A 22,109-nucleotide genomic window follows, 5' to 3' on the forward strand; every position below is an offset into this window, starting at 1 on the left:
TACTGATATGTAATATATTGATGACTTAGTTTAAGATGTTGAATTCGTGGTTGAGTGAATAAATATACTGTTTTTTTATGTTCATTATTAGTGTTTGAAAGGGGTGGTAATAACTCCAATATTTATCTATTTTTTTGTGTCATTTTATTTGAATGATTTAGTGAATAAATGAACGCAAGATTAGATTAGTGTTGTAATTCCTATTTGTGATCGGGTTCAGTAACACATTTATAAGTGTTCGTCATCAGACTTATTAAGCACTTGGAAATTATTTTTGTAGAAAATAATAGCATCCAACCTCACCTAATTAGGGCTGATTCGAACTTTAGTTACTGAAAAAAGAAATTTTAATATCCGGTGAACTTTTTGCATTATGTCGATCAGATCTTTCAGTCTGAACTACAGGAAACCAAAATGCTCCTCATTGTACACCTGGACAAAGTACGCGATACCCGCTCACATATCAATCAGTTATACCCCGTTATTGAAGTCGCTTTCCTTGCCATATCTGCCATGATCTGCGGACAAAACAAATGGACCGATATCAAAGATTTTGGTGAGGGTAATATGGACTGGCTACGTCAACATCTACTCTACGAAAACGGGAGCCCAACCCGTCACAACATCGCAGATATCATGAGGACCGCCGTCCCTGAAGCACTCTTAGAGGAAATGGTTGGTTCAACGAGCATCGGGAAAACAATAATGTTCCCATCATCAGTGTGGGTTGGAAAGTCCTCAAAGGTGTCAAAGCTAGTAAACTCGATAATCCGCTCTATATGGTATCCGCCTTTGATGTTGAACAAGGTCTGGTTCTTACCCATCGCCCCCTTGAAGGAAAAGGGATGGAGATTGAAGCCATCAGAAATATGCTTGATACTTTGGAATCACGGGCTGTTTGCTGACCGCTGATGCTCAGCATTGTCAGGTTTAAACGCTTCAAAAGTAGTCGATAAAAGCGGTGATATGTTGGTACAGATAAAGCTGAATCAACCGACATTACTCGCTGAAATCTTCATGCTGTTCCTGACTTATTTCTGAAGATTATTTTGGATATGGCAATAGAATGATATGTGACTATATTGATGGTATTTCGAAAAGTTTTAATACTTTTGGTACTTGCATTGAGTATCAGTAAGTTTGATATCTTTACTTTATAGTTTGAAATTGTTTTGTGATTGTATTACTTAGTGCCTGTTGTGCTTGTGATGTTACTTTATGAGCTTTTATGTGTAGAACTTACCCGTAAGTTGTCTACTTGTTACTTTTGTTTGTCGTAATTTGTTGAAAATTATACGCGTCTCATTCTGGAGTAAGTATGTGTGCGAGGATAAATTATACTAGCCTGCTTAAGTTGATGGTTATTTTTAACTTCTTCTTCCCTACATTTAATAATTACTTCGAAGCGACTGGTGATACTGGTGTAGTTATTATAAACCTAATAATGTTTACCTTAACCTTTTTATTTGTTGGAGCGTTGTATTATCAAGGGGGCGTGATAATAGGCACTAGTGCAAAAATGTTTCTTTTAGTATCATTTTTGTTCTTGGCTTCTACTATTTTGGGTAATTTGAGTAACCGAAATTTGATTTTTTCTGATTTGTTTGAGCTGTTTAGGCCTGCATTTTACACCATGTCTTTTTTGTTATTTTATTTACTTGTTACTAAAGAAATAGTTGAACCTGAAGAGGTAGTTATATTCCTCTCGAAAGTAATTCTTTGTACTGCTATATTTAGTCTAGCTTGTTTGATTTTTTATCAATACGGTGGTCGATGGATGATGTCATTTTATGCAAAGCCATCTCTTTTATCTGCTAGGCGCTTCACAGGTACTTTCCAAAACCCTTATGATTTCGCATTTATTGCAGTTTTACCGCTAGTTTACCTCACGACAAGCTTTGTTAGAGATGGTGGTTTTTCGAAATTAATTGGCATTACAATCTTGCTAATCACAATCCTTTTTGGGCAAAGTAAATCAGGATTTGCTAGTTTTTCGTTGGGCGTAACCTGTTCGTTGCTGCTGTGTGTTTTTGTAGTTAAGCGATCTCAATTAAAATTTGACCTGGCGTTTTACAGAAGATTGCTTTTTTTTCCAACGATGATTATATTTTTTGCTTCTGTTGTTTTCCTTTTTTATTTTGATTCGTTTTCTTATCTTTTTAATGGTCTGGAAAGATTGTTCTCCGGCAGTGGTGATACGTCAAGTCGCATCAGGCTTGAACAAGCTCAATTGGCAATTTCAATGTTAGATTCTAGTTATTTTAATCTTTTTTTCGGCTTCGGTTCATATAAATACTCAGCGTTAAAATTTGAATCATTATACCCCCTTTATTTTTTTCGATATGGATTGTTTGCAATTCCAATTTTACTTTGTTGGGTTTTGGTGCCTATAGTAATGTTGGTTTACAGGTTTAGTGAATCAAACCGGTTTTTATGTCTGATTTTGCTAGTTTTTTTTATTTCCGTTGTTCCTTCCGGATTTGGTAATAACGTTATTGACCAATCTAGAATCCCATTTGTATTTTTTGGTTGCGTCGGAATAGTTTTTGCTATGTTTGACGCTCGTTCGAGTAAAAGAGATTTATTATGAAAACTGTTTTATTGTCATCATTATCTTATGAAGGACGTTATGGGGGGGTTGAGAACTCCCTGCGCTTTATGTCTAATGAAATGGTTCGCCAAGGGATGAATGTAATTATTCTTGCTGCATCGCCATCTGGTAAAATATTCAAGCGTGTTATAAATAAGGATAAATTAACGCTTGTTAGCTTTAGAAGGGAGTTTTCACGAAATAGGTTAATTAACCTATTTTGTTTTCCATTAGTTGTGTTCGATCTGATGTTTTCTTTGTACATGATAAAGAAGAATTATACTGTCGATAGATCCATTACTCGAAACCAGTTTATTTGCTTTTTTGTTAATCTTTTTTTCTCGAAAGTAAATTTTTACCTTGCTCCTGGTTTTAGTCATAGGCAGTCATCAAGTGAGAATATGTCAAGCCATAGTCGTATGCTAACTTTTCGACGCTACATCCATATGAACTTTGACTATGCCGCTTTAAGATTTAGCTGTGGTGTGTTTGTTTTTTCAAAAAATATGCTGATTCAAGCACAGGAGGTTGCTTCAAAGTTTTCAAGTAAATGGTCGTTGAGTGAAATAAAGATTGTAAAACCGGGAGTTGATAAAGAAATATTTTATCCTGTAGACCAAGATACGAAAAACACAGTCAAAGATAAGCTTAAAATACCAAAGGATAAAATAGTCTTACTTTGTGTTGGGCGGTTCGTCAAAGCAAAGGGTTTTGACCTGGCTATCCGCTCTTTATGTCAACAAGACGCATATTATCTGGTTATCGTAGGAGATGGGCCTGAGTATGAAAGCTTAAATGACCTAGCAATTAAACTTGGTGTCATTGACAGAGTATCTTTTTTTGGTGCTAGGCATGATGTAAATAATTTCTATCAAGCTTCAGACTATTTTTTTATGTCTTCAGTGTATGAGCCACTTGGTCAAACTATACTAGAAGCAATCTCTTGTGGTTTGCCTGTTTTAGCTTTTGAGCATGGTGTAATCACAGCAACAAAAGAGATCACTGAGGGGGAAGGACTGTTTCTAATTGATAGCACATCGCCAGATGACATGGCTAGTTTATTTTCTGCTTTACCTGGCCCTCAGTCTAAATTGTATGCCGAAAAGTCGAACCAATCTTACTTGCGGTCACTGAAATTTGAATGGAGAAATTTGGTAGATGATTTGCTTAGTTAGTATGAGATTATGTATTTATAAATTATTAACAGCATAGGTCAATGTGATAAGTGAGAAAGAGCAAAAAGCCGTTAGTGTCTATAATTATGCCGGCTTATAATAGTGAAGATACGATATTAGACTCCATAAAGTCAGTTTGTGAGCAGACTTATGTTAACTGGGAGCTTATAGTAGTTGATGATAAATCATCAGACAAAACGCTTGAGGTCGTCTCCAATTTTAAAGATTCAAGGATCAAAACCATCTCATTTAGTAAAAATACAGGGTCGCCAGCAATTCCTAGAAATATTGGAATTGAACAATCCAAGGGAGAATATTTGGCCTTTTTAGATTCCGATGATATTTGGTACTCAAAAAAACTAGAAATTCAGATAGAGTTCATGGTTTCTTCCGGTAGTCTGTTTTCGTGTACTGGATACGATATTGCCAATAGTGATCTAGTCCCCATATCATCATATACACCACCTGCCAAAGTAAGTTATAGGCAATTACTTTTGAACAACTCAGTTGGATGTTTAACGGCCGTTGTTCATAGGAGATTGGTGGCTGATATGAGATTTCCTGTGTGCGGGCATGAGGACTTTTCTTTTTGGCTTAAGTTGATCAAGGAATCCAAATCAGTAGAAGGTTTGCCGCAAAAATTGGCTTGCTATCGGCTAATGAAGGGGTCTGTATCATCAAATAAAAAAAAGCTAGTAGGTTATTTTTGGAACATTTATAGGAATGAGGAAGCATTATCAAGAACAGTAAGTCTGTATTATTGTATTAGATATCTGATCAACGTGCTTTGGTTTAAATATAAATGAAGATATTACTTACAGGTAGTAGTGGATTCTTAGGAAACCACCTCAGGGGCACCACCAACATAAAGCGTATTGTCGTACGTGAAAATGATAACTGTGACCATTGGGATTGTGAGCTGTTTACGATTAGCGCGCTTAACGGGAAAACGGATTGGTCTGATGCTTTTAGTAGTATTGATGCCGTAATTCATCTTGCAGCGCTCGCTCATTCAAGAGCATCCACCAGTGATGATTACCAGCAGGTAAATGTGGATGGTACATTACATTTAGCTCGGGAAGCTGCACTGAATGGCGTCAAAAGGTTTGTCTTTGTCAGCTCGATTGGTGTGCATGGTTCGAACACATTTGAAGCCCCATTGACCCCAAATAGCCCACTTATACCAGATAATGATTATACGCGTTCTAAGTTCTCTGCTGAGCAAGGGTTGAAGCAAATTGCAACCGAGACTGGGCTTGAAGTTGTTATAGTTAGACCGACGCTTGTATACGGGTCAAATGCCCCGGGTAATTTCGGCTTATTAAGCAAACTCATAGAAAGAGCACCTTTCCTTCCGTTTGGTATAATTAAGAATAAGCGTGATTTTATCGCAGCTCAGAACTTAGCTGACCTTCTGGTTCGTTGTGCTACGCATCCAAACGCCAGTGGTCAGGTGTTTTTAGCGAGTGAAGGCGAGACAGTATCGATAGGCGAGTTTACTAACCAAATTGCGCGTGGTTTGAATCGTAAAATTATTCAACTTCCAATCCCTATTAGTTTATTTAGGCTTATTGGTCGACTGACAGGTAAGACACACTTAGTCGAACAACTAGTTGGTAATCTACACGTTGATAATTCTAATTTGAAACAACTGTTGGATTGGACACCTCCACACTCGATGGAAGAAGCCATGTCGCAACTGAATAAGGGACGAAAATGATTCGTATAATAGATTTTTTGGCAGCATTTTTGGGTTTGCTGTTTCTATGGCCGATTTTGTTAATTGTGACCATTATAGGTTTGTTTGACACCGGCTCACCGATTTTTATCCAGACTCGAGTAGGTCGAAATAAAAAACCATTTAAACTGATTAAGTTCCGTACTATGTCAGTTGAAACAGAATCTGTAGCAAGTCATTTGGCTAGTAATGCTTCAATCACGAAGTTAGGTGCATTTTTACGTAAAACTAAGATTGATGAGTTACCACAATTAATTAACGTTGTTAAGGGCGAAATGAGTTTAGTTGGCCCACGTCCAAACTTATTTAATCAAGAAGAATTGATTAAAGAGCGCGATGCGTTAGGTGTATATGATGTCTTACCTGGCGTGACTGGTTTAGCTCAGGTCCAAAATATCGATATGTCTACACCGGCTTTGTTAGCTAAAACGGACAAACAGATGATTGATAGCTTAACAGTTAAAGATTACTTCAAGTACATCATGATGACTGTCACCGGCAGTGGTTCTGGTGATGCGGTAAAGCCTAAATAGTTCTTAGTAGGAAGATAATTAATAATGAAAATTGCTGTTGCTGGCACCGGATACGTAGGTTTATCAAACGCGATGCTTTTGGCCCAGAGCCATGAAGTGGTCGCGGTTGATATCGTTCCTGAAAAAATTAAGATGCTTAATGAAAAAAAATCGCCAATTGTCGATGTTGAAATTGAGTACTTTTTAGCTAATAAGACTCTAAACTACAAAGCTACATTAGACAAAACTGTAGCATATAAAGACGCAGATTTTGTCATTATTGCAACCCCTACAGATTATGATCCTGAGACTAATTATTTTAATACTAAGTCTGTTGAGTCGGTTATATCAGATGTTTTGTTAATAAACCCTAATGCGGTAATGGTAATTAAGTCTACCGTTCCTGTGGGTTATACCAAAAGCGTTCGTGAGAAATTTAATACTGATAACATCATCTTTTCACCAGAGTTTTTACGTGAAGGTCGTGCCTTATATGATAACTTGCATCCGTCTCGTATTATTGTCGGTGAGCGCTCACAGCGAGCAAAAGTGTTCGCTAATCTATTGGTTGAAGGGGCTGTAAAAGAAAAAATAGAAGTCCTTTTTACAGACTCTACAGAAGCAGAAGCTGTTAAGTTATTTTCCAATACTTATCTTGCTCTTCGTGTTGCTTATTTTAACGAGCTAGATTCTTATGCCGAGTCGCATGGTTTAGACTCACGTCAAATTATTGAAGGTGTGGGTTTAGACCCACGAATTGGCAATCACTATAATAACCCATCTTTTGGGTATGGTGGTTACTGTTTACCTAAAGATACTAAGCAATTACGTGCTAACTATGCCGATGTGCCTAATAATATTATTGGTGCGATCGTTGAATCGAATACAACGCGTAAAGACTTTATCGCTGAATCAATTTTAAAGCGCAATCCTAATCGTGTTGGTATTTATCGACTCATTATGAAGTCGGGTTCGGATAATTTTAGAGCGTCAAGTATTCAAGGGATTATGAAGCGCTTGAAAGCGAAAGGCATTGAAGTGGTTGTTTATGAACCTGTTTTACATGAAGATGAATTTTTCCACTCTAAAGTGATTAAATCACTCGAAGACTTTAAAGCAAGTTGCGATGTGATTGTGTCAAATCGGATGGTGGATGAAATCCGTGATGTCGCAGATAAAGTTTATACGCGGGATTTATTTGGCTCTGATTAATGTTAGTCGTTATGCTGGCCGAATAGTTCTATCTATTCGCTTTGTGACGCTAGGGTATTGTTTTACAAGCCTTAGCGTTTCTCATTTCTGTCTCAATATTTAAAAATGGCGATAAAAACTGTCTCTGGCCTTTTAATCTGAGTGTTTAATTCTCCCTGTTCTGTCGCATTTTTTAGCGGTTTTATTTACCATCACACTGTGGTTTCACGTATAATGCACAAACCATAATTTGTGCAATGATCACGTTGTTCGTCTAAAATGAACGCGCTGATCTTGTCAGTATTTTAAGTTGTAATACATTATGATTTTTATCAATTTGGAGCGGAAAATGGATTTTTTGCAAACATTATTTGGGCTGAAACGCTCACATAAACGTGTTGTCAGTTTAGTTATTGATTCAATCTTTCTTTGTTTTGCTTTTTGGGCGGCATTGTTAGTGAGAGTTGATGACATCAGCGTATTAGCTGATCTGAGTTACTGGCTGTTAGTGGCTATTGTGGTGCCTTTTAGTCTAGTGGCTTTTACCAAACTTGGTTTATATCGCGCCGTATTGCGTTATATGAGCCTGCAAGCGTTGAGCGCTATCTTTTTAGGCGTTGTCGTATCGACTATTGCATTAGTGATCGCGTCTTATTTTACTGATGCGCTACTTCCTCGAACCGTTCCTATTATTTATGCAGCTTTTGCCATTGTGTTCATCGGTGGCACTCGTGCGATAGTGCGATCGCTTGTCGGCTCTGGCGTGAAGCGAATTGGTGAGCCAGTTATTATCTATGGTGCTGGTGTAAGTGGTCGCCAACTACTCACCTCTTTAGTGCTTAGCCATGAATATTATCCCTTTGCTTTTGTTGATGATGATGAAGCATTACATGGCACGGTTATTCAAGGTGTGCATGTTCATTCACCTTCTATTATTCGTAAATTGATCAAACAGCGAAAAGCGACCAAAGTATTGCTTGCTATTCCTAGTGCGACCAGAAGCAAGCGTCAGGACATTCTCAATCGACTTGAACCCTTATCCGTTCAGGTGTTAACCATTCCTGCGATGGCAGATCTTGTTAATGGCACCAAGCTTTACAGTGACATTAAAGAAGTCGAGATTGATGATTTGTTAGGGCGTGATCCTGTTGCGCCACGTCATGACTTATTAACCGCCAATATCAAAGATAAAGTGGTCATGGTGACTGGTGCTGGCGGCTCAATTGGCTCTGAACTTTGTCGTCAGATTTTAAAGCAGGCACCTAAAAAGTTAGTGCTATTTGAATTGTCCGAATATTCGCTCTATGCCATTGAAAGAGAATTAAACGCCACGGCTGCGGAACTCGGTTTAAATGTGCGTATTTTACCTATGATGGGATCTGTACAGCGTGAGAATCGTGTTCAAGCCATTATGGAATCTTTTGGTGTTCAGACGGTGTATCATGCTGCAGCTTATAAGCATGTTCCGCTTGTTGAGCATAACGTGGTTGAAGGGGTGCGTAACAATGTGTTTGGTACCCTGTATACTGCGCGAGCCGCTATTGCCGCTAAAGTGGAAACATTCGTTTTAGTGTCTACCGATAAAGCAGTTCGTCCGACCAATGTGATGGGCACGACAAAGCGTATGGCTGAATTAGTGTTACAAGCCTTTGCTAAAGAAAAGCACAGTACACGTTTTTGCATGGTGCGATTTGGTAATGTGCTTGGCTCATCAGGCTCGGTTGTACCCTTATTTCGTAGTCAAATTGCCAATGGCGGACCGGTTACTGTCACCCATCCTGAAATCACGCGTTTCTTTATGACCATTCCTGAAGCTTCACAACTTGTCATCCAAGCGGGCGCGATGGGCAAAGGCGGCGATGTATTTGTATTAGATATGGGTAAATCAGTAAAAATTGTCGACTTAGCGGCTAAGATGATCCGCTTGAGTGGGTTCGAAGTGCGCGATGAAACCAATCCTGAAGGGGATATTGCCATTGAATTTAGTGGTCTTCGCCCAGGCGAAAAGCTTTACGAAGAATTACTGATTGGTGATGATGTCACTGGCACTGAACACGAACGCATCATGACGGCTAACGAGTTACATTTAACCTGGAATGAATACGCTAAAATCCTTGAGCGTTTAGATGCCGCTTGTCATCAATTTGATCATGAAGCAATCCGCGATATTTTACTGAAAACGCCAACGGGTTTTGCACCTACCGATGGTATTTGTGATTTGCTATATCAGCAAACCGAGAAAAATCTAGTTTCAAATAAGAATGTAATTAAATTAGCGTAAACTTTATATGGTTAACCTATAAACCCGACTCAATGTTGGGTTTATTTTTTTAAGGATTTTATTGATGAAAGTTGTTATTCCTGTTGCCGGCCTCGGCACCCGTATGCTTCCGGCAACGAAAGCCATCCCTAAAGAAATGTTGCCTATTGTCGACAAGCCGCTTATTCAATATATCGTCAATGAATGTGTTGCAGCTGGTGTGAAAGAAATCGTACTGGTGACCCATGCCAGTAAAAATGCCATTGAAAACCACTTTGATAAATCGTATGAATTGGAATCGCAACTAGAAAAGCGTGTGAAGCGTCAGTTGTTAGATGAAATTCAATCCATTTGCCCTAAAGATGTCACCATTATGCATGTCCGCCAAGGTGAAGCGAAAGGATTAGGCCATGCGGTTTTATGTGCCAAACCTTGTATTGGCAATAACCCATTTGCAGTGGTGTTGCCTGATGTGATTTTAGATGAATATACCGCGAATCAAAAAACTGAAAACCTAGCAGCCATGATAGCGCGTTATAAAGCATCACACGCAAGTCAAATTATGGTGGCACCAGTACCGATAAGTGAAGTTAACAAGTATGGTATTGCGGATTGTGCTGGCGTTAGTATTGCCCCTGGTGAGTCTGCAAAAATTAACGCTATGGTCGAAAAGCCTGCAGTAGATGAAGCCCCCTCTAATCTGGCTGTGGTTGGCCGTTATGTGCTATCAGAAAAAATCTGGCCATTATTGGCAAAAACGCCAGCTGGGGCAGGTGATGAAATTCAGCTAACCGATGCCATTGATATGTTGATTGAACAAGATACTGTTGAAGCCTTCAACATGACCGGTAAATCACACGATTGTGGTGATAAGCTAGGTTATATGACGGCATTTGTGGAATATGGCATCCGTGATAAGAAACTGGGTGCTGATTTTTTAAAGAATATTACACAATTAGTTAAGGATATCTAATGGCAGTTTTGGTTACAGGTGGTGCGGGTTATATTGGTAGCCACACCATAGTCGAGCTTCTTAACGCGGGTGAAGAGGTGATTGTTTTAGACAATCTATCTAACTCGAGTGTTGAAAGTTTGGCTAGAGTAAAAACTATCACGGGTAAAGGTGTGAAGTTTTATCAAGGTGATATTTTAGACAAACCTTTATTGGTAACGCTTTTCAGTGAAAACCAGATTGAGTCAGTGATCCATTTCGCCGGTTTAAAAGCCGTGGGTGAGTCTGTCGCTCAACCTTTACGCTATTACACCAATAACGTGACAGGCACGATTGTGCTATGTGAAGTGATGGCTCACTTTGATGTTAAAAATTTGGTATTTAGTTCTTCTGCGACAGTTTATGGTGATCCAGCCAGTTTACCTATTTTAGAATCATTCCCGACTTCAGCAACGAATCCCTACGGTCAGTCTAAGCTAACGGTTGAGCATATTCTTGCCGATTTAGCCCATTCAGATCCTAGTTGGAATATTGCATGCCTTCGCTATTTTAATCCAGTTGGTGCGCATAAAAGTGGTTTGATTGGTGAAGACCCGAATGACATTCCCAATAATCTTATGCCTTTTATTGCCCAAGTCGCCATAGGTAAAAGAGAAAAGTTAATGGTGTTTGGTAATGATTATGCAACCCATGATGGCACTGGAGTCAGGGATTATATCCATGTTGTCGATCTTGCTTTAGGGCATTTAAAAGCATTAGACAAACTTAAAACAGACTGTGGGTTTGTGACTTATAACCTGGGGACTGGAGTGGGTTACAGTGTGCTTGATATGGTCCAGGCTTTTGAAAAAGCCGCTCAGAAATCGATTAGCTACGAAGTTGTTGCTCGCCGACCCGGTGATATTGGTGCTTGTTATGCCGATCCGACAAAAGCGAGAGCTGAGTTAAATTGGACAGCGACACATAATCTTGAAGATATGGTAAATAGCAGTTGGAAATGGCAATCAATGAATCCAAATGGTTATAAAGATTAATCAAGTTTATATGTAATAGTGCATTATGGGCTAAACCTAATGCCTATTTATTTACCTTAAAACTAATTTTTGTCGTTAATCTAATTTTTTCAATGATTTTGTTATTTATAATTTAACTAGGTTTTTTATGACTCGTAAATATTTCGGCACCGATGGTGTTCGCGGCAAAGTAGGTTCATTTCCTATCACTCCTGATTTTGCGATGAAATTGGGTTGGGCTGCTGGCAAGGTATTAGCATCTTCTGGCACAAAAGAAGTGTTAATAGGCAAAGATACGCGAAGTAGTGGTTATATGCTTGAGTCTGCTATTGAGGCGGGTTTATCAGCTGCAGGGATTAATGTTGCTTTAATTGGCCCAATGCCAACTCCTGCAGTTGCTTATCTTGCATCTACCTTCAGAGCGGATGCTGGAGTGGTGATTAGTGCCTCACACAATCCTTATTATGATAACGGTATTAAGTTTTTCTCTAACTCAGGCACTAAGCTGACAGTTAGCTTAAACCTATTGAATGCATTTCAAATTTATAAATAAAACACAGTTCGATAATAATCGACCTGTGTTTTTGTTTTTAATATTGAGTAAATTATATTAACTTTTCACTGCTTGGTTTTACGCTTACAGTTAAACCAATACACCAATACACCAATACGCAATTACAGAATCTGTTACACCCTCACAAATTACCATATTGGTTTTTTTATCCAATTTTGCATATCTGCTTCCTATATTCTCTTGACTGCAGTTTTGTAAACATGATTGCGCTCCCGCTTTCCAACCGCCACAACCGAGATAACTAGCTCATTATCTCTAATCTGATATACAAGCCTGTATCCTGCGCTACGCAATTTAATCTTGTAACAATCTTCCATTCCGCTAAGTCGAGCTGATTCGACTCTCGGATTATCTAGGCGCTCCAGCAGCTTCTTTTTAAACTGTTCCCGAATTGGGGAATCAAGCTTTCGCCACTCTTTCTCAGCATCGCGCTTGAAAACGAGCTTATAGGTCGTCAAGGCTTACCTCTACCTCACCTTGCTCAAGTCGTTCTTTAACGAGTTGAGTCAACTCAATATCTTCCAGTTTATCCAGCATCGCCTCATAAGCATCCGCTGGAACACAATAGAATTCAGGCTTATTTCTATTCAATACAGCTACCGGAAACCCATCGGCCTGCTCAACAACTGCCATTGGATTTTTCTTTAACTCGGAAATACTCGTTGTGTTATCAGCAAGTATCGGTCTTATGATTTGCATACGTTCACCTTTAGTGACTTAATTACAGTGCTTATTATAGGTCATTTAAAATTTTGGGCAAATAAAAAGACCTTTTAACAGGTCTGTTTAAATGTCCAATTGAACGTAAAAATGTTACAGCGCCTGCTAAGTCATTTCCAATGGCACGGACTTGTGAATAAACATTTTTTTCAGAAACACCCAAATTTTCAGCCAATAGCTTTCTGGCTTCACCTTCAGGCAAGGCATTATCTAGAAAGTTGTATGCGACTTCTGGTGAGTGTTGATTATCCAGTGTTAACCTGGGTGAGATAGCAAAACCTTCGTTTTGCCATTGCGGTGAATAATTAAGTTTGAATAAGTTGGTCGTGTTATCTAAAGATAAATTACCAATTACTTGACCTACGTATTTGATGTATAGCCTGTAAGCGTCAGCTTTTTTTATATCTAAACCCACTCATCGTGAGGGGATGATATCTTTTCTAAAGGGGTTAATTCTTTAGAGGTTAGTTTAATACCTAATCCGTTTAAAACAGAAAATACTGCTGATAAAGTTTTGAACATATGCCCAATATTCTGGGGTATCGACGGTTCTCACTTTAATTTTTTTAGGAATAAAGCGACTCATTTCCATATTGAAGTCATTGCATACTTCCTCTCCCGCACGAGTCCTCATATTTGGCTCTCCAACATATGTAAATTTCGCTGACAATGCTTTAGATCTGCAATTGCTTGTTCTTTGTGCGCGCGATACATTTTGATGTTGGGATCAAAGTACAAATTAGGTGCAATTTGTTCAACTGGTTTCTTAGTGTGGGTAAATTCGACCACGCCATAAGGCGTATCAAAACAACCGCTACGACCTTTAGTCACTATAGTGACTCTGTAGATCAAGACTTGTGAAATATCACCAGTATGACTTAGCTGAGTTTCTAAGCTAATGTAGTTCAATACACCACTACGCAGCTTTTTGATGATTTTATAAATGGCAGTATCTGGCTCAGGTGATGTAATAACGCTTTCATAGCAGCCTTTTACCACCCGTCTTAATAGGCCTTTTTTAATGCAATCTCCTAGAAACTTTCTAAAGGCTGGATTACAAGACTCACTCAGCATAAAAGCAAGCTCTGTTGCACTGTGAATGCCACCACCAACGTACACCGCTTTAGCTAATGCGTTTAATAACTCATGAGACTTTGTCATAGGTCTACACTAAATCACCAAATAAGTAACTTAGTGTAGACCCATTAAGTCTGTATTACCTTAGATTTTGATTATTTAAAAATACCTGCTCAATGATGAATTTGGGTAAAAAGGTTAAGCTCAACTTGAGCTTATATGATGTAGCTAACGCAATATTAAATTCACCTTATCTGATGGTATCCTCTAGGGTAAAGAATGATTAGAAAATGGTGGAGTGGTTGACGTGCTTGCGAGCTAAAAAAAAGCCCATTGAACATACGCTAATGGGCAAAAAGGTGGATGATATAGGTCACCGAGAGGCAAAGGAGTCAATCCTGTCAGTTAGCTAAGATTAGTATCAAATTTTGATTACGCAAGTCACCGTATCTTTATTCAGTATGAAATATTGTTAATATTCCAGAGTGAAAAATATGACATCATGTGACTTAACAAAATTTGACGTTATCCTATAAGAAATCACTTTCAGATTAACTTCTCATTACGCATTAGTTGGTCAAAGGCATTACCATCATTTCGTGCAGCGTTAGCCACATAGGGGGCATACACATCAAATAATAAACGCGTATCACTGTGACCCAGCATTTGAGAAATATAGATTGGGTTTTCTAATGCTGCGATATGCAGTACCGCTGCAGTATGGCGAGTTTCATAAGCGCGTCGACGTTTCAAGCCGGCTTTGATTAATGTTGGGTACCATATTTTTTTACTGACAAAATGGGTATCCAGTGGCAAACCATGCTTACCTGTAAATATAAAGCCAGTTCCAGCATCGGATGAATCATAAAGGCGTTTAAAGGCGTCATAAACCGTGTCACACATTTTTAGATCGCGTCTGGATTTTGGGGTTTTTACATCACAGACCTCACCATTGACCCAGTTTTGACGAATACGAATTAAGCGATGTGCAAAATCAATATGACACCAATCAAGGCCATGCACCTCACAACTTCGCATGCCTGTCCAAAATCGAATGATGAAATAATCTTTCCATTCAGGCGCAACTTGAGAAAGAAATACTTTGACCTCTTTGATTGTCATTGGGTTTGATTCCGCTTTTTCTTCCTTGAGTGCCTTGTATCGTCTGAGTGGGTATTCAAATTTAAATTCTTCAGCGGCTAAGCTGGTGATTGAAATTAATGGCCAAAGCAAGCTATTAATACGGCGATTGGATAGCTGACGTTGTTCATTGTCTTTCATTATTTCCATTAAGTCCTGACGAAAGTAATCAATTTGCGATAGGGTGATTTCATTGACCAAGGTATTACCGAATTCAGGGATAAGGTATTTGTCTAGTATGTTGCGGATGGTATCGGTGTAACTGTTTTTCCAGGTGCCTTTTTTGCGATAAAACCATTGATTGGCATAGTCGTTGAAAAATGGGTATTCACGATCTGGATGCTTTTCACGTTGAAGTATTTCAAATTGAGCGACTTTTTTGCTTTTTGGAAAATAGTCACGATATTGAAAGCTGCCCAAATCGATTTCAGCATTCATTTTTTTGAGCATGGTTTTGGCTTGGGCTAAGTTTTTAGGCGTTGCCATCATTTTGGTGCCTTCACGAAAGCGGCAGCCATAAAGATGCATGTCGAACTGAATGCGTCCATTTGGACGTATGCGAATATGAGCCATAGTGGCCTCCATTGATTTGCGATCATTAAATAGATCTGTCCCTTACCAATGGAATTCGTTAGAATTTGCCCATCGGCTGGTCTCGATTAATAGTCAATGCAGCCGATACGGGGTAGGGTGGTTGCCGCCACTCTGCCCCAACTGCTTTTTTTAGGTTTCTTTAGGTTAACAAGGCTTTAAAAACGCGCAAGTTAACTCATTACTGCCTACTTCTACTCTTACTTCTTACGTCTTAAATATTACCTTCCTATCTTTCATTTTGTATTTTCTCCCAATAGCGTTCAATTGAGTACTATTGGTTAAAAAGACATCTATCACTATAATCAATACTGTTTATTTGTCCAGTGTTTTATTGTTTAAGCTTTCGACTTTAAAATGTTCACTAACTATGCGAGAACAATAGAACGGGTGCTGAACACTAGCCCATTTGCGGCTCGTTTAAATATCATCAAACCCCAACATGTCGCCCTGTAACTCACGACCCCCGCGATTATTTTTCATTTTTGATTCGAGTGCTTTTTTCGCTTCTAGCACCTCGGCCATTTTCTCTGGTGCGAGCTCAATATCATAAACACTTTCATAAGGATGTGTTGAATCTTTATCGTTATAGAAGCCCAGTTTTCGTTTACCATCTTGACCAAGTAGCAATTGCACCTTGATTTGATTGGCTGTTGTGACGTCTTTAACTTTTACCTTTGCAAGTGCACTTAAGTTAATGCGGTAAACCGCAGGCTGTGTTTGACTGATGTGCTCCGCTGACAAAAATCGATTACCACCGGTTTCCTTTGTTAATCCGGCTAGCATCACGTTCGTATTATCGATGTATAGTAGTGCTTCGTTTGCTTTTTTTACTATGGCCATATTGCGATAACTTTCAATTTCGTCTTTTAAGGTATAGGTATTGATCACAAGCTTTTGCTCAACGGTATAAGACGTTTCCTTTTTATGAGCATAATCTCGTAAAGAAAGTAACGAACTCGACACGACGCGATTGCCATCACTAAATATCGCTCGTTCATCATCGGTATAGATAGACAGTGTGTCAGAGCGAGTTGAATCACATAGTCGACTCAAGTTTTCGAGGCTTTCTTTATTTAATAACAAGTCGAATTCTGGGATTAACGTTTGGGGAAGCGCATATGGAATAATTTCATTGTCACGCTCAATACGAATTTTTGATTGTGCTTTATTAATTTCGAAAGCATCAAAAGGCGTGTGTGTTTCCGCAGCTTTGATAATTGATTTGATTGAGGTCGTCGATACTATGTGCTGTTTTGCTTGTTCTGAAAGCACTAGAAAATCAAGGTGTTCTGTTACGACCTCTTGGGCATAAATATAAATTCGTGACTCGCCATTAATCAAGGTATCAACATATGGAAAGGTTTTTTTGGAGTCATATTCGATGACGATTTCAAAGTCTTCTTTCTGGGAAGTGTACTCGTGCAGATGACACCAACATTGTTTAAAGCTACTTGCAGATAGGCTCCATTCTCCCTTTTTTAATCGCCAAGATTTTTCTAAATAAAGGCTGATGATCTGAATGTCATCACCTGATCCGTTAATTATTTTGCATGTTTCATCATTGATAATGAATGAGATCCGGGCTTCTGCATCTGATTTACTGACTTTTTCTAAAAGGTCGTTCATGGGTTGTCGATGTTCCGGCTTAAAAATTAATTTTGGCATAGTTAGTTATCCTTTTTGTGATATTAAATGTGTGAAATATTCTTCTAGGGCTTGCTGTAACAGCGTGGACGGAATGAGGGTTTTTAACGTGATGGTTAATTGAGTATTTCCCGTAGGGATTATGTGCTGGCGAGCCTCATCACCTTTTCGCAAAAATTGCTGTTTAACCATATTCAATTTATTGCTGTTAAGGATTTTTCTGTTTTGTTCAAGTACAAAAATTGCTTTGTAACGCTTTAACGCACCTTCGTGACACAGGGTCTTAAAAGCTTGCAATATTTTTTGATTGCATGGGCATTTAAAATGAAGGTCAAGTGTTTCTTCGCTTGCTCTAGCCTTTGGTTTGTGGGGAATGATTCTTGGGACCCCTAGTGTTTTAAGTGCGGTTAGTTCTTTATTGGTAAAGTTTAAATATTGCCCTTGTGTCAATTGCAGCCATTGATTACTGACGGTATTGAAGTCTAAGGTTTCATTATTCAGTGATATAAATGACTTTTTGCAAAAATAATGAAATGAGGATGTATGTTTATCGACAAAGTCTTTAGGTAATGAACTTATCCAAAGAGATGCAAAATTATCATTGCCATGAGTGTGAGGTTGTTTATTGTTCGCAGTACTTTTTGTCCCCATAAAATGACTCAGTTTCATTTTTTTGAGAATTTGGCTTTCTGCCAATTGGGGTTGAAACTGCTTTTTATCCTTGTTGCTCAGTAATGAATACTCAGGGGAAAGTGAGCTTAAAATACGTGATATATCATTTGAATTGACGGGAATATCCAGTAAATAGCGAAGTTCTGCTCTTGAGTATTGGCGATAAGTTGGTTTGAGTATTTCAACGGTTTTATCCATACCATGTAGGTAATGGCGCCGTGTCGTTGAGTAGCTGGAGTGGCCTAATTGTTTTGAAATAATGTCGAAGAGTAACCCGACATTCAGTTCGTTAAGTGGGCGGCCTTCTAACCAAAAATCAAATCGCGCTATGCAACTTTCGTTACACAGCATTGCTTGTGTTGCTTCATCTTGAAGGATGCTGGATAGATGGCATCCTTGACGCTGATACGCAAGGTGCAATCCTTGTAAGTAAAGTAACTCTGCTCCGCCATGTCGTAAATGATGGAAACGTATTTGGGGACCGAAAAGGGCTTTTAGCGCCTGAGTTGCAGGGTAAATGTAATGACTGGAACGGAAATGTATAGATTCGTGTTGAAACCCAAGAAAAGGCTGAGTTTCATCACTGCCAGCTTTGATTTTTAGTAATATTCGGATCAGTTTGGCTGCTGATTCAGGCATAAATGCACTGACGATTCTTGTCTTACCGTTTTTGGTGCTTCCCTCAGGAGTTTTTGTTATCACGATATTGAAAAGCTGTTTGTTTTGAGGGCTTAACGATATGTGGCCAAGGCGCAGCCTCAACACTTCACTTCTTCGCATTGCTCCATAGTAACCAAGAATGGTCGCTATGCTGGCAAATAGCCGTTGCATGGCATCACCATTTTGTGACGAGAGTAATAGTGCTACAGCATTATGGACTTGAGAAACATTGAGACAAAATGGATCAACAAGAGAAGGGAGTTCAGGGCGCTCAAATTGACCTAAATCTAACTGGTCAGTGAGCTCTTGATGTGCTGCACTTCGAAGAAAATTATATAAATGCCAAGGTGTGGTTTTATCATCTAAACGCTCAAATTCTGTATGTGCCCAAAGATGCAACTTCTCTGAGTCGCAGGCATCATCAAAGCTCAATGGACTTAAACTCTTATAAAAATTTGTGTAGCGGTCGATACTTTGTGGCGGCAGGGTTTTCTTTTGAACCCCACCCTCATTAAATAGTTCCTCAGTAAAGAGGAAGAACAGTTTTGGGAGCACATTTTGTTGCTCCCAAGCAGGCGTAACTGGCCTTAGATGTTTCTTGTTAGGTGATTGTTTATGAAATTTTATGAGCGCTTTATGTGGCCATTGTGCGTTTCTAGTGCCGAGTTCTTTATTTTCATCAACGAAATTTGTTTGCTTCAATGGTGGTATGAATAATGACTTTTCCTTTATGGCATCAACAAAGCTAGATTTTGTGGGTTCCAGTGTTGCGACATGACGCATAGGATCACTCAAGTCTCGCAATAAAACTGGCGGCACGACATAGTGATTATGCCAAAAAGATTGAAATGTGCGCAGCCACTTTGATGATGTCATTGGTGCGAAATAATAGGGTTTATTATCTACCCACCGATTAATCGCATCCAATAATGACTTAATAGTTAACCCATTTACAGCGGTTGATTTGTAAAAATCTTGCAAAACCCTCAAGGGAAAAGCTGGCAGTGGATAACGGGTAAAGCTCATCGTTTTCTCATTAGCATATGAGGCAATAGGCTTAGAGTGGGGCACTTTGAGTGTAAATTGTCCTTCGAAAAACTCGATAGAAGTCGGCGTTGATAATATCTTTTGCCAGTATGATAAGTGTAGCGGGGCGACTTCAAAGTTCAGAACGAGTAATGTCCAACCTAAGTTATGCCATCGTTCATTCATAAATGATTCACGTTGCGACTTATATTTGGCAAAACATTCACCTGCCAGTTGATTATTTTTTGAAATACCAAGTAGCCACATCATCGATTCATCACGAAAGACTTGCTCTTTAACTTCAGGTAACCTCCAGTTACATATTTCTTTTAAGTAGAACAAGACTTGATTAAGTGCTTTGAATAATGTTCTTTGTCGACCAGTAGGAATGCTTCCAATGTGTTTATTGATCCCTAAAAGCTGCTGTTGAGATAATGCTCGTTCCTTAATATTTAATGAGTTAAGCATATCGCATACCCATTGAATATCTCTGCTTTGTTCACAATCCATGCCCTGATCTACACGGTAGTTGATAATCATCTGAGCTGTTAGTGTTCCCTTAGCCATGATGAGCCCCTTCTATTTTGGCTAAATTTAAAAACTCAGGGATTTTATTTAAAAAGGAAGTCAGTTTGTTTTGTGCGACAGGAAATAGCATGTCACTACCCAGTTGCTCGCCCCAATTAGCATGCCCCATCAGTCTGTCAATATCTTGTGAGGTGAGTGTAGGGGATGATGATGTTAACGCGTGCTGAGCAAAAAAATGGCGTAATTGATAGGGCACAGCAATTTCTCCTGAGTTAGCTTTAGCCCACCATTTCGCCGTAAATTGACGCAATGATTTTGCTGATAATGGTTTTACAGTTAGATGGTTATCAACTAAAAACCACATTAAGGGAGTATCAAATGTGGTTGATGAATGACGACGCAAGTTTTGCTGCAAAAATTCGTAGCGCGATAATGCTTGACGAAAATATTCACATAACCAAATAGATCGATAGCGCCCTTTATCAAAGACGAGGACAGACTGCTTATCAAAGCAATACTCTTTCAGAAATGTGATTTCGTGTGTGGGGCGTGTACTTGTTAAAACGATAAACAACAGAGCGAGTTCAAATACTCTAAAGTTATAGAGCTCTAGCAAGGTTTCTTGAGTATGTTTACTTTGCTCAAGCTTTTGACCCTGAAGGTGAAGTTCGTGAAAAAAACGACGTACAGAGTCAACTTTGACTTGTCGTAGTGAACCTAGATAAATCGGTGGGGATTGAATATAGGTTCGCAAAGCTGTTGATACATCATAATGTAAGGAGGGGATTCTTCCTGGGGTGCATAAGTAATCTTGTTGTTTAGCTGAAAAGTGAATGATCTGAGAATCTGTATGAGTAATAGGTTTTGGGGCACTAAATAATGATATTAATGCTGGTTCTGTGATGGCTTGACGTAGTCGATCCAAGTAGTGTGTTTGGGCTTTGAAAATATCATATCTTATTTGTTCGCTATCTCGTCTTTGATATTTTAAAGCGTTAAAGTGATGTAACTTATTGACCCCAAGCAAAACTGCTTTTGCCGGTGTTGGCAGGTTAGGATCACATTGAGCCATTTTATTAAAGTAATTGAACAGTGCGTCCTTTCGAGTCAGATATTTACCTTTTAATGCTGTAGGAGTGCGCCATTTGTCATTGATAAAGGAAAAGAATTTTTCTTTTTCTTTTTTTTCCAATATCCAGCATTTCTCAGTTTGCTTTGTTTTTGTTATTGCGTCAGAGAACCAATGGTTTAACCCGTTTGGGATCGGTTGCCATTGCCAATTAACGCCATGTTTAGTTGGAACTGCGATAGCGTATTCGATCCAAGAAGGAGCACTCTTACGAATGCTTCTTAGGCTATTTGGCTGACAGGGGTGGCTACCACTGACTATAGTGATGTCTGGAATATCTTCGATTGATTTACATGATGCTAGTGATCCTGTTAACCATAGATATAAGAAGTTAAAAAGTGCTCGGTCAAATGGCGTTACAGTTTCTATGTGTAATGGCGGGTATCGTTTTTTTAACCTTAATAATGCTGCTATTAGCTTAAAACCGTAAAATTGAGCATTAGGAAATGGCGCCCCACTATTTTTGTATCGCTCTTTTGACTTTATGGCTTCATTGTTCATCACTTACTCACTTCAGCTTTTTTTTTTACCATATCAAAATAATTCAACTTAAAAGTTAAATAAGGATGCTAATTTGGGCACACTAATCATCATTTTTTGAAATATGGGTGATATTTAATCAATAAGGTCAGTTTATTGAATTAAGTTTTGCTCAAGGTTTATGATTTCTCACTTTGGTGCGATAATTTTAGCTTTTGATGAAAAGAAAATGAGCATGTTAAAGTTTGGATTAATTGCATACAAAACACTATCGCTGGACTTATCTTTGGCTATCTTTAGCTTGAGTTTGTCGTACCAATCGTTTGTTTTAATTTCTTTTGGAATAGGACTTTCAGTTTGTTATTTGGCGTTAATCTGGTCGATGATTGAACTTGAACAGATATGTGACTTTTGAATGTTTATTAACCTAATGT

General features: G+C 38.7%; 18 protein-coding genes and 2 pseudogenes. 11 read left to right on the forward strand and 9 right to left on the reverse strand.

Going from position 1 to position 22,109, the window contains the following annotated elements:
• Positions 1-414: 414 nt before the first annotated feature.
• The 11 genes and pseudogenes from OHT75_RS13445 to glmM all read left to right on the forward strand — a co-directional run.
• Positions 415-1,038, forward strand: a pseudogene (locus tag OHT75_RS13445) (ISAs1 family transposase); the annotation flags it as partial.
• Between the two features lie 280 nt (positions 1,039-1,318).
• Positions 1,319-2,590, forward strand: a complete 1,272-nt coding sequence (locus tag OHT75_RS13450) for a hypothetical protein (protein WP_264727426.1) — start codon at positions 1,319-1,321, stop codon at positions 2,588-2,590.
• On the forward strand, positions 2,587-3,765 hold the full coding sequence (locus OHT75_RS13455; protein ID WP_264727427.1) for a glycosyltransferase family 4 protein: 1,179 nt from the start codon (positions 2,587-2,589) through the stop codon (positions 3,763-3,765). The genes OHT75_RS13450 and OHT75_RS13455 overlap by 4 nt, the downstream gene beginning before the upstream one ends.
• A gap of 86 nt (positions 3,766-3,851) precedes the next feature.
• Complete coding sequence (locus OHT75_RS13460; RefSeq protein ID WP_264727429.1) at positions 3,852-4,571, forward strand: glycosyltransferase family 2 protein; 720 nt, start codon at positions 3,852-3,854, stop codon at positions 4,569-4,571.
• Positions 4,568-5,485: an NAD-dependent epimerase/dehydratase family protein gene (locus OHT75_RS13465; RefSeq protein WP_264727431.1), complete on the forward strand. Its 918-nt coding sequence runs from the start codon at positions 4,568-4,570 to the stop codon at positions 5,483-5,485. Before OHT75_RS13460 ends, OHT75_RS13465 begins: the two co-directional genes overlap by 4 nt.
• A complete protein-coding gene (locus tag OHT75_RS13470; protein WP_264727433.1) occupies positions 5,482-6,036 on the forward strand; it encodes a sugar transferase in 555 nt (184 codons plus the stop codon). The genes OHT75_RS13465 and OHT75_RS13470 overlap by 4 nt, the downstream gene beginning before the upstream one ends.
• A gap of 24 nt (positions 6,037-6,060) precedes the next feature.
• Positions 6,061-7,227 (forward strand): nucleotide sugar dehydrogenase, encoded by a 1,167-nt coding sequence (locus tag OHT75_RS13475; RefSeq protein WP_264727435.1) that lies wholly within the window; start codon positions 6,061-6,063, stop codon positions 7,225-7,227.
• A 328-nt stretch (positions 7,228-7,555) separates the two neighbouring features.
• Positions 7,556-9,487 (forward strand): polysaccharide biosynthesis protein, encoded by a 1,932-nt coding sequence (locus OHT75_RS13480; protein WP_264727437.1) that lies wholly within the window; start codon positions 7,556-7,558, stop codon positions 9,485-9,487.
• A 64-nt stretch (positions 9,488-9,551) separates the two neighbouring features.
• Positions 9,552-10,439: a UTP--glucose-1-phosphate uridylyltransferase GalU gene (gene galU / locus OHT75_RS13485; RefSeq protein ID WP_319803639.1), complete on the forward strand. Its 888-nt coding sequence runs from the start codon at positions 9,552-9,554 to the stop codon at positions 10,437-10,439.
• Positions 10,439-11,452, forward strand: a complete 1,014-nt coding sequence (gene galE, locus OHT75_RS13490) for a UDP-glucose 4-epimerase GalE (protein ID WP_264727439.1) — start codon at positions 10,439-10,441, stop codon at positions 11,450-11,452. Before galU ends, galE begins: the two co-directional genes overlap by 1 nt.
• Before the next feature lie 127 nt (positions 11,453-11,579).
• Positions 11,580-11,939: pseudogene (gene glmM, locus OHT75_RS13495) on the forward strand (phosphoglucosamine mutase); the annotation flags it as partial.
• A gap of 236 nt (positions 11,940-12,175) precedes the next feature.
• Here glmM and OHT75_RS13500 read toward each other — a convergent pair.
• From OHT75_RS13500 to OHT75_RS13540, 9 genes are all read right to left on the reverse strand, one after another.
• Entirely contained in the window at positions 12,176-12,463 is a 288-nt protein-coding gene (locus tag OHT75_RS13500) for a type II toxin-antitoxin system RelE family toxin (protein WP_264727441.1), read from the reverse strand.
• Positions 12,450-12,704 (reverse strand): type II toxin-antitoxin system Phd/YefM family antitoxin, encoded by a 255-nt coding sequence (locus OHT75_RS13505; RefSeq protein ID WP_406682024.1) that lies wholly within the window; start codon positions 12,702-12,704, stop codon positions 12,450-12,452. Before OHT75_RS13505 ends, OHT75_RS13500 begins: the two co-directional genes overlap by 14 nt.
• A gap of 34 nt (positions 12,705-12,738) precedes the next feature.
• Positions 12,739-13,140, reverse strand: a complete 402-nt coding sequence (locus OHT75_RS13510; RefSeq protein WP_264727443.1) for a HipA N-terminal domain-containing protein — start codon at positions 13,138-13,140, stop codon at positions 12,739-12,741.
• Positions 13,141-13,194: 54 nt separating this feature from the next.
• Positions 13,195-13,359: a hypothetical protein gene (locus tag OHT75_RS13515; protein WP_264727445.1), complete on the reverse strand. Its 165-nt coding sequence runs from the start codon at positions 13,357-13,359 to the stop codon at positions 13,195-13,197.
• Positions 13,356-13,886, reverse strand: coding sequence for a type IV toxin-antitoxin system AbiEi family antitoxin (gene abiEi / locus OHT75_RS13520; RefSeq protein WP_264727447.1), 531 nt, complete (start codon positions 13,884-13,886; stop codon positions 13,356-13,358). The genes OHT75_RS13515 and abiEi overlap by 4 nt, the downstream gene beginning before the upstream one ends.
• A gap of 462 nt (positions 13,887-14,348) precedes the next feature.
• On the reverse strand, positions 14,349-15,515 hold the full coding sequence (locus tag OHT75_RS13525) for a site-specific integrase (protein WP_264727450.1): 1,167 nt from the start codon (positions 15,513-15,515) through the stop codon (positions 14,349-14,351).
• 438 nt (positions 15,516-15,953) lie between these two features.
• A complete protein-coding gene (locus OHT75_RS13530) occupies positions 15,954-17,201 on the reverse strand; it encodes a hypothetical protein (protein WP_264727452.1) in 1,248 nt (415 codons plus the stop codon).
• A 6-nt stretch (positions 17,202-17,207) separates the two neighbouring features.
• Entirely contained in the window at positions 17,208-20,105 is a 2,898-nt protein-coding gene (locus OHT75_RS13535) for a site-specific integrase (protein WP_264727454.1), read from the reverse strand.
• Positions 20,098-21,696 carry a site-specific integrase gene (locus tag OHT75_RS13540; protein WP_264727455.1) on the reverse strand — a complete coding sequence of 533 codons (1,599 nt, stop codon included), beginning with the start codon at positions 21,694-21,696 and terminating at the stop codon, positions 20,098-20,100. The genes OHT75_RS13535 and OHT75_RS13540 overlap by 8 nt, the downstream gene beginning before the upstream one ends.
• Between the last annotated feature and the right edge of the window lie 413 nt (positions 21,697-22,109).

The sequence above is a fragment of the Shewanella subflava genome, from assembly GCF_025971955.1.
GTDB lineage: Bacteria > Pseudomonadota > Gammaproteobacteria > Enterobacterales > Shewanellaceae > Shewanella > Shewanella subflava.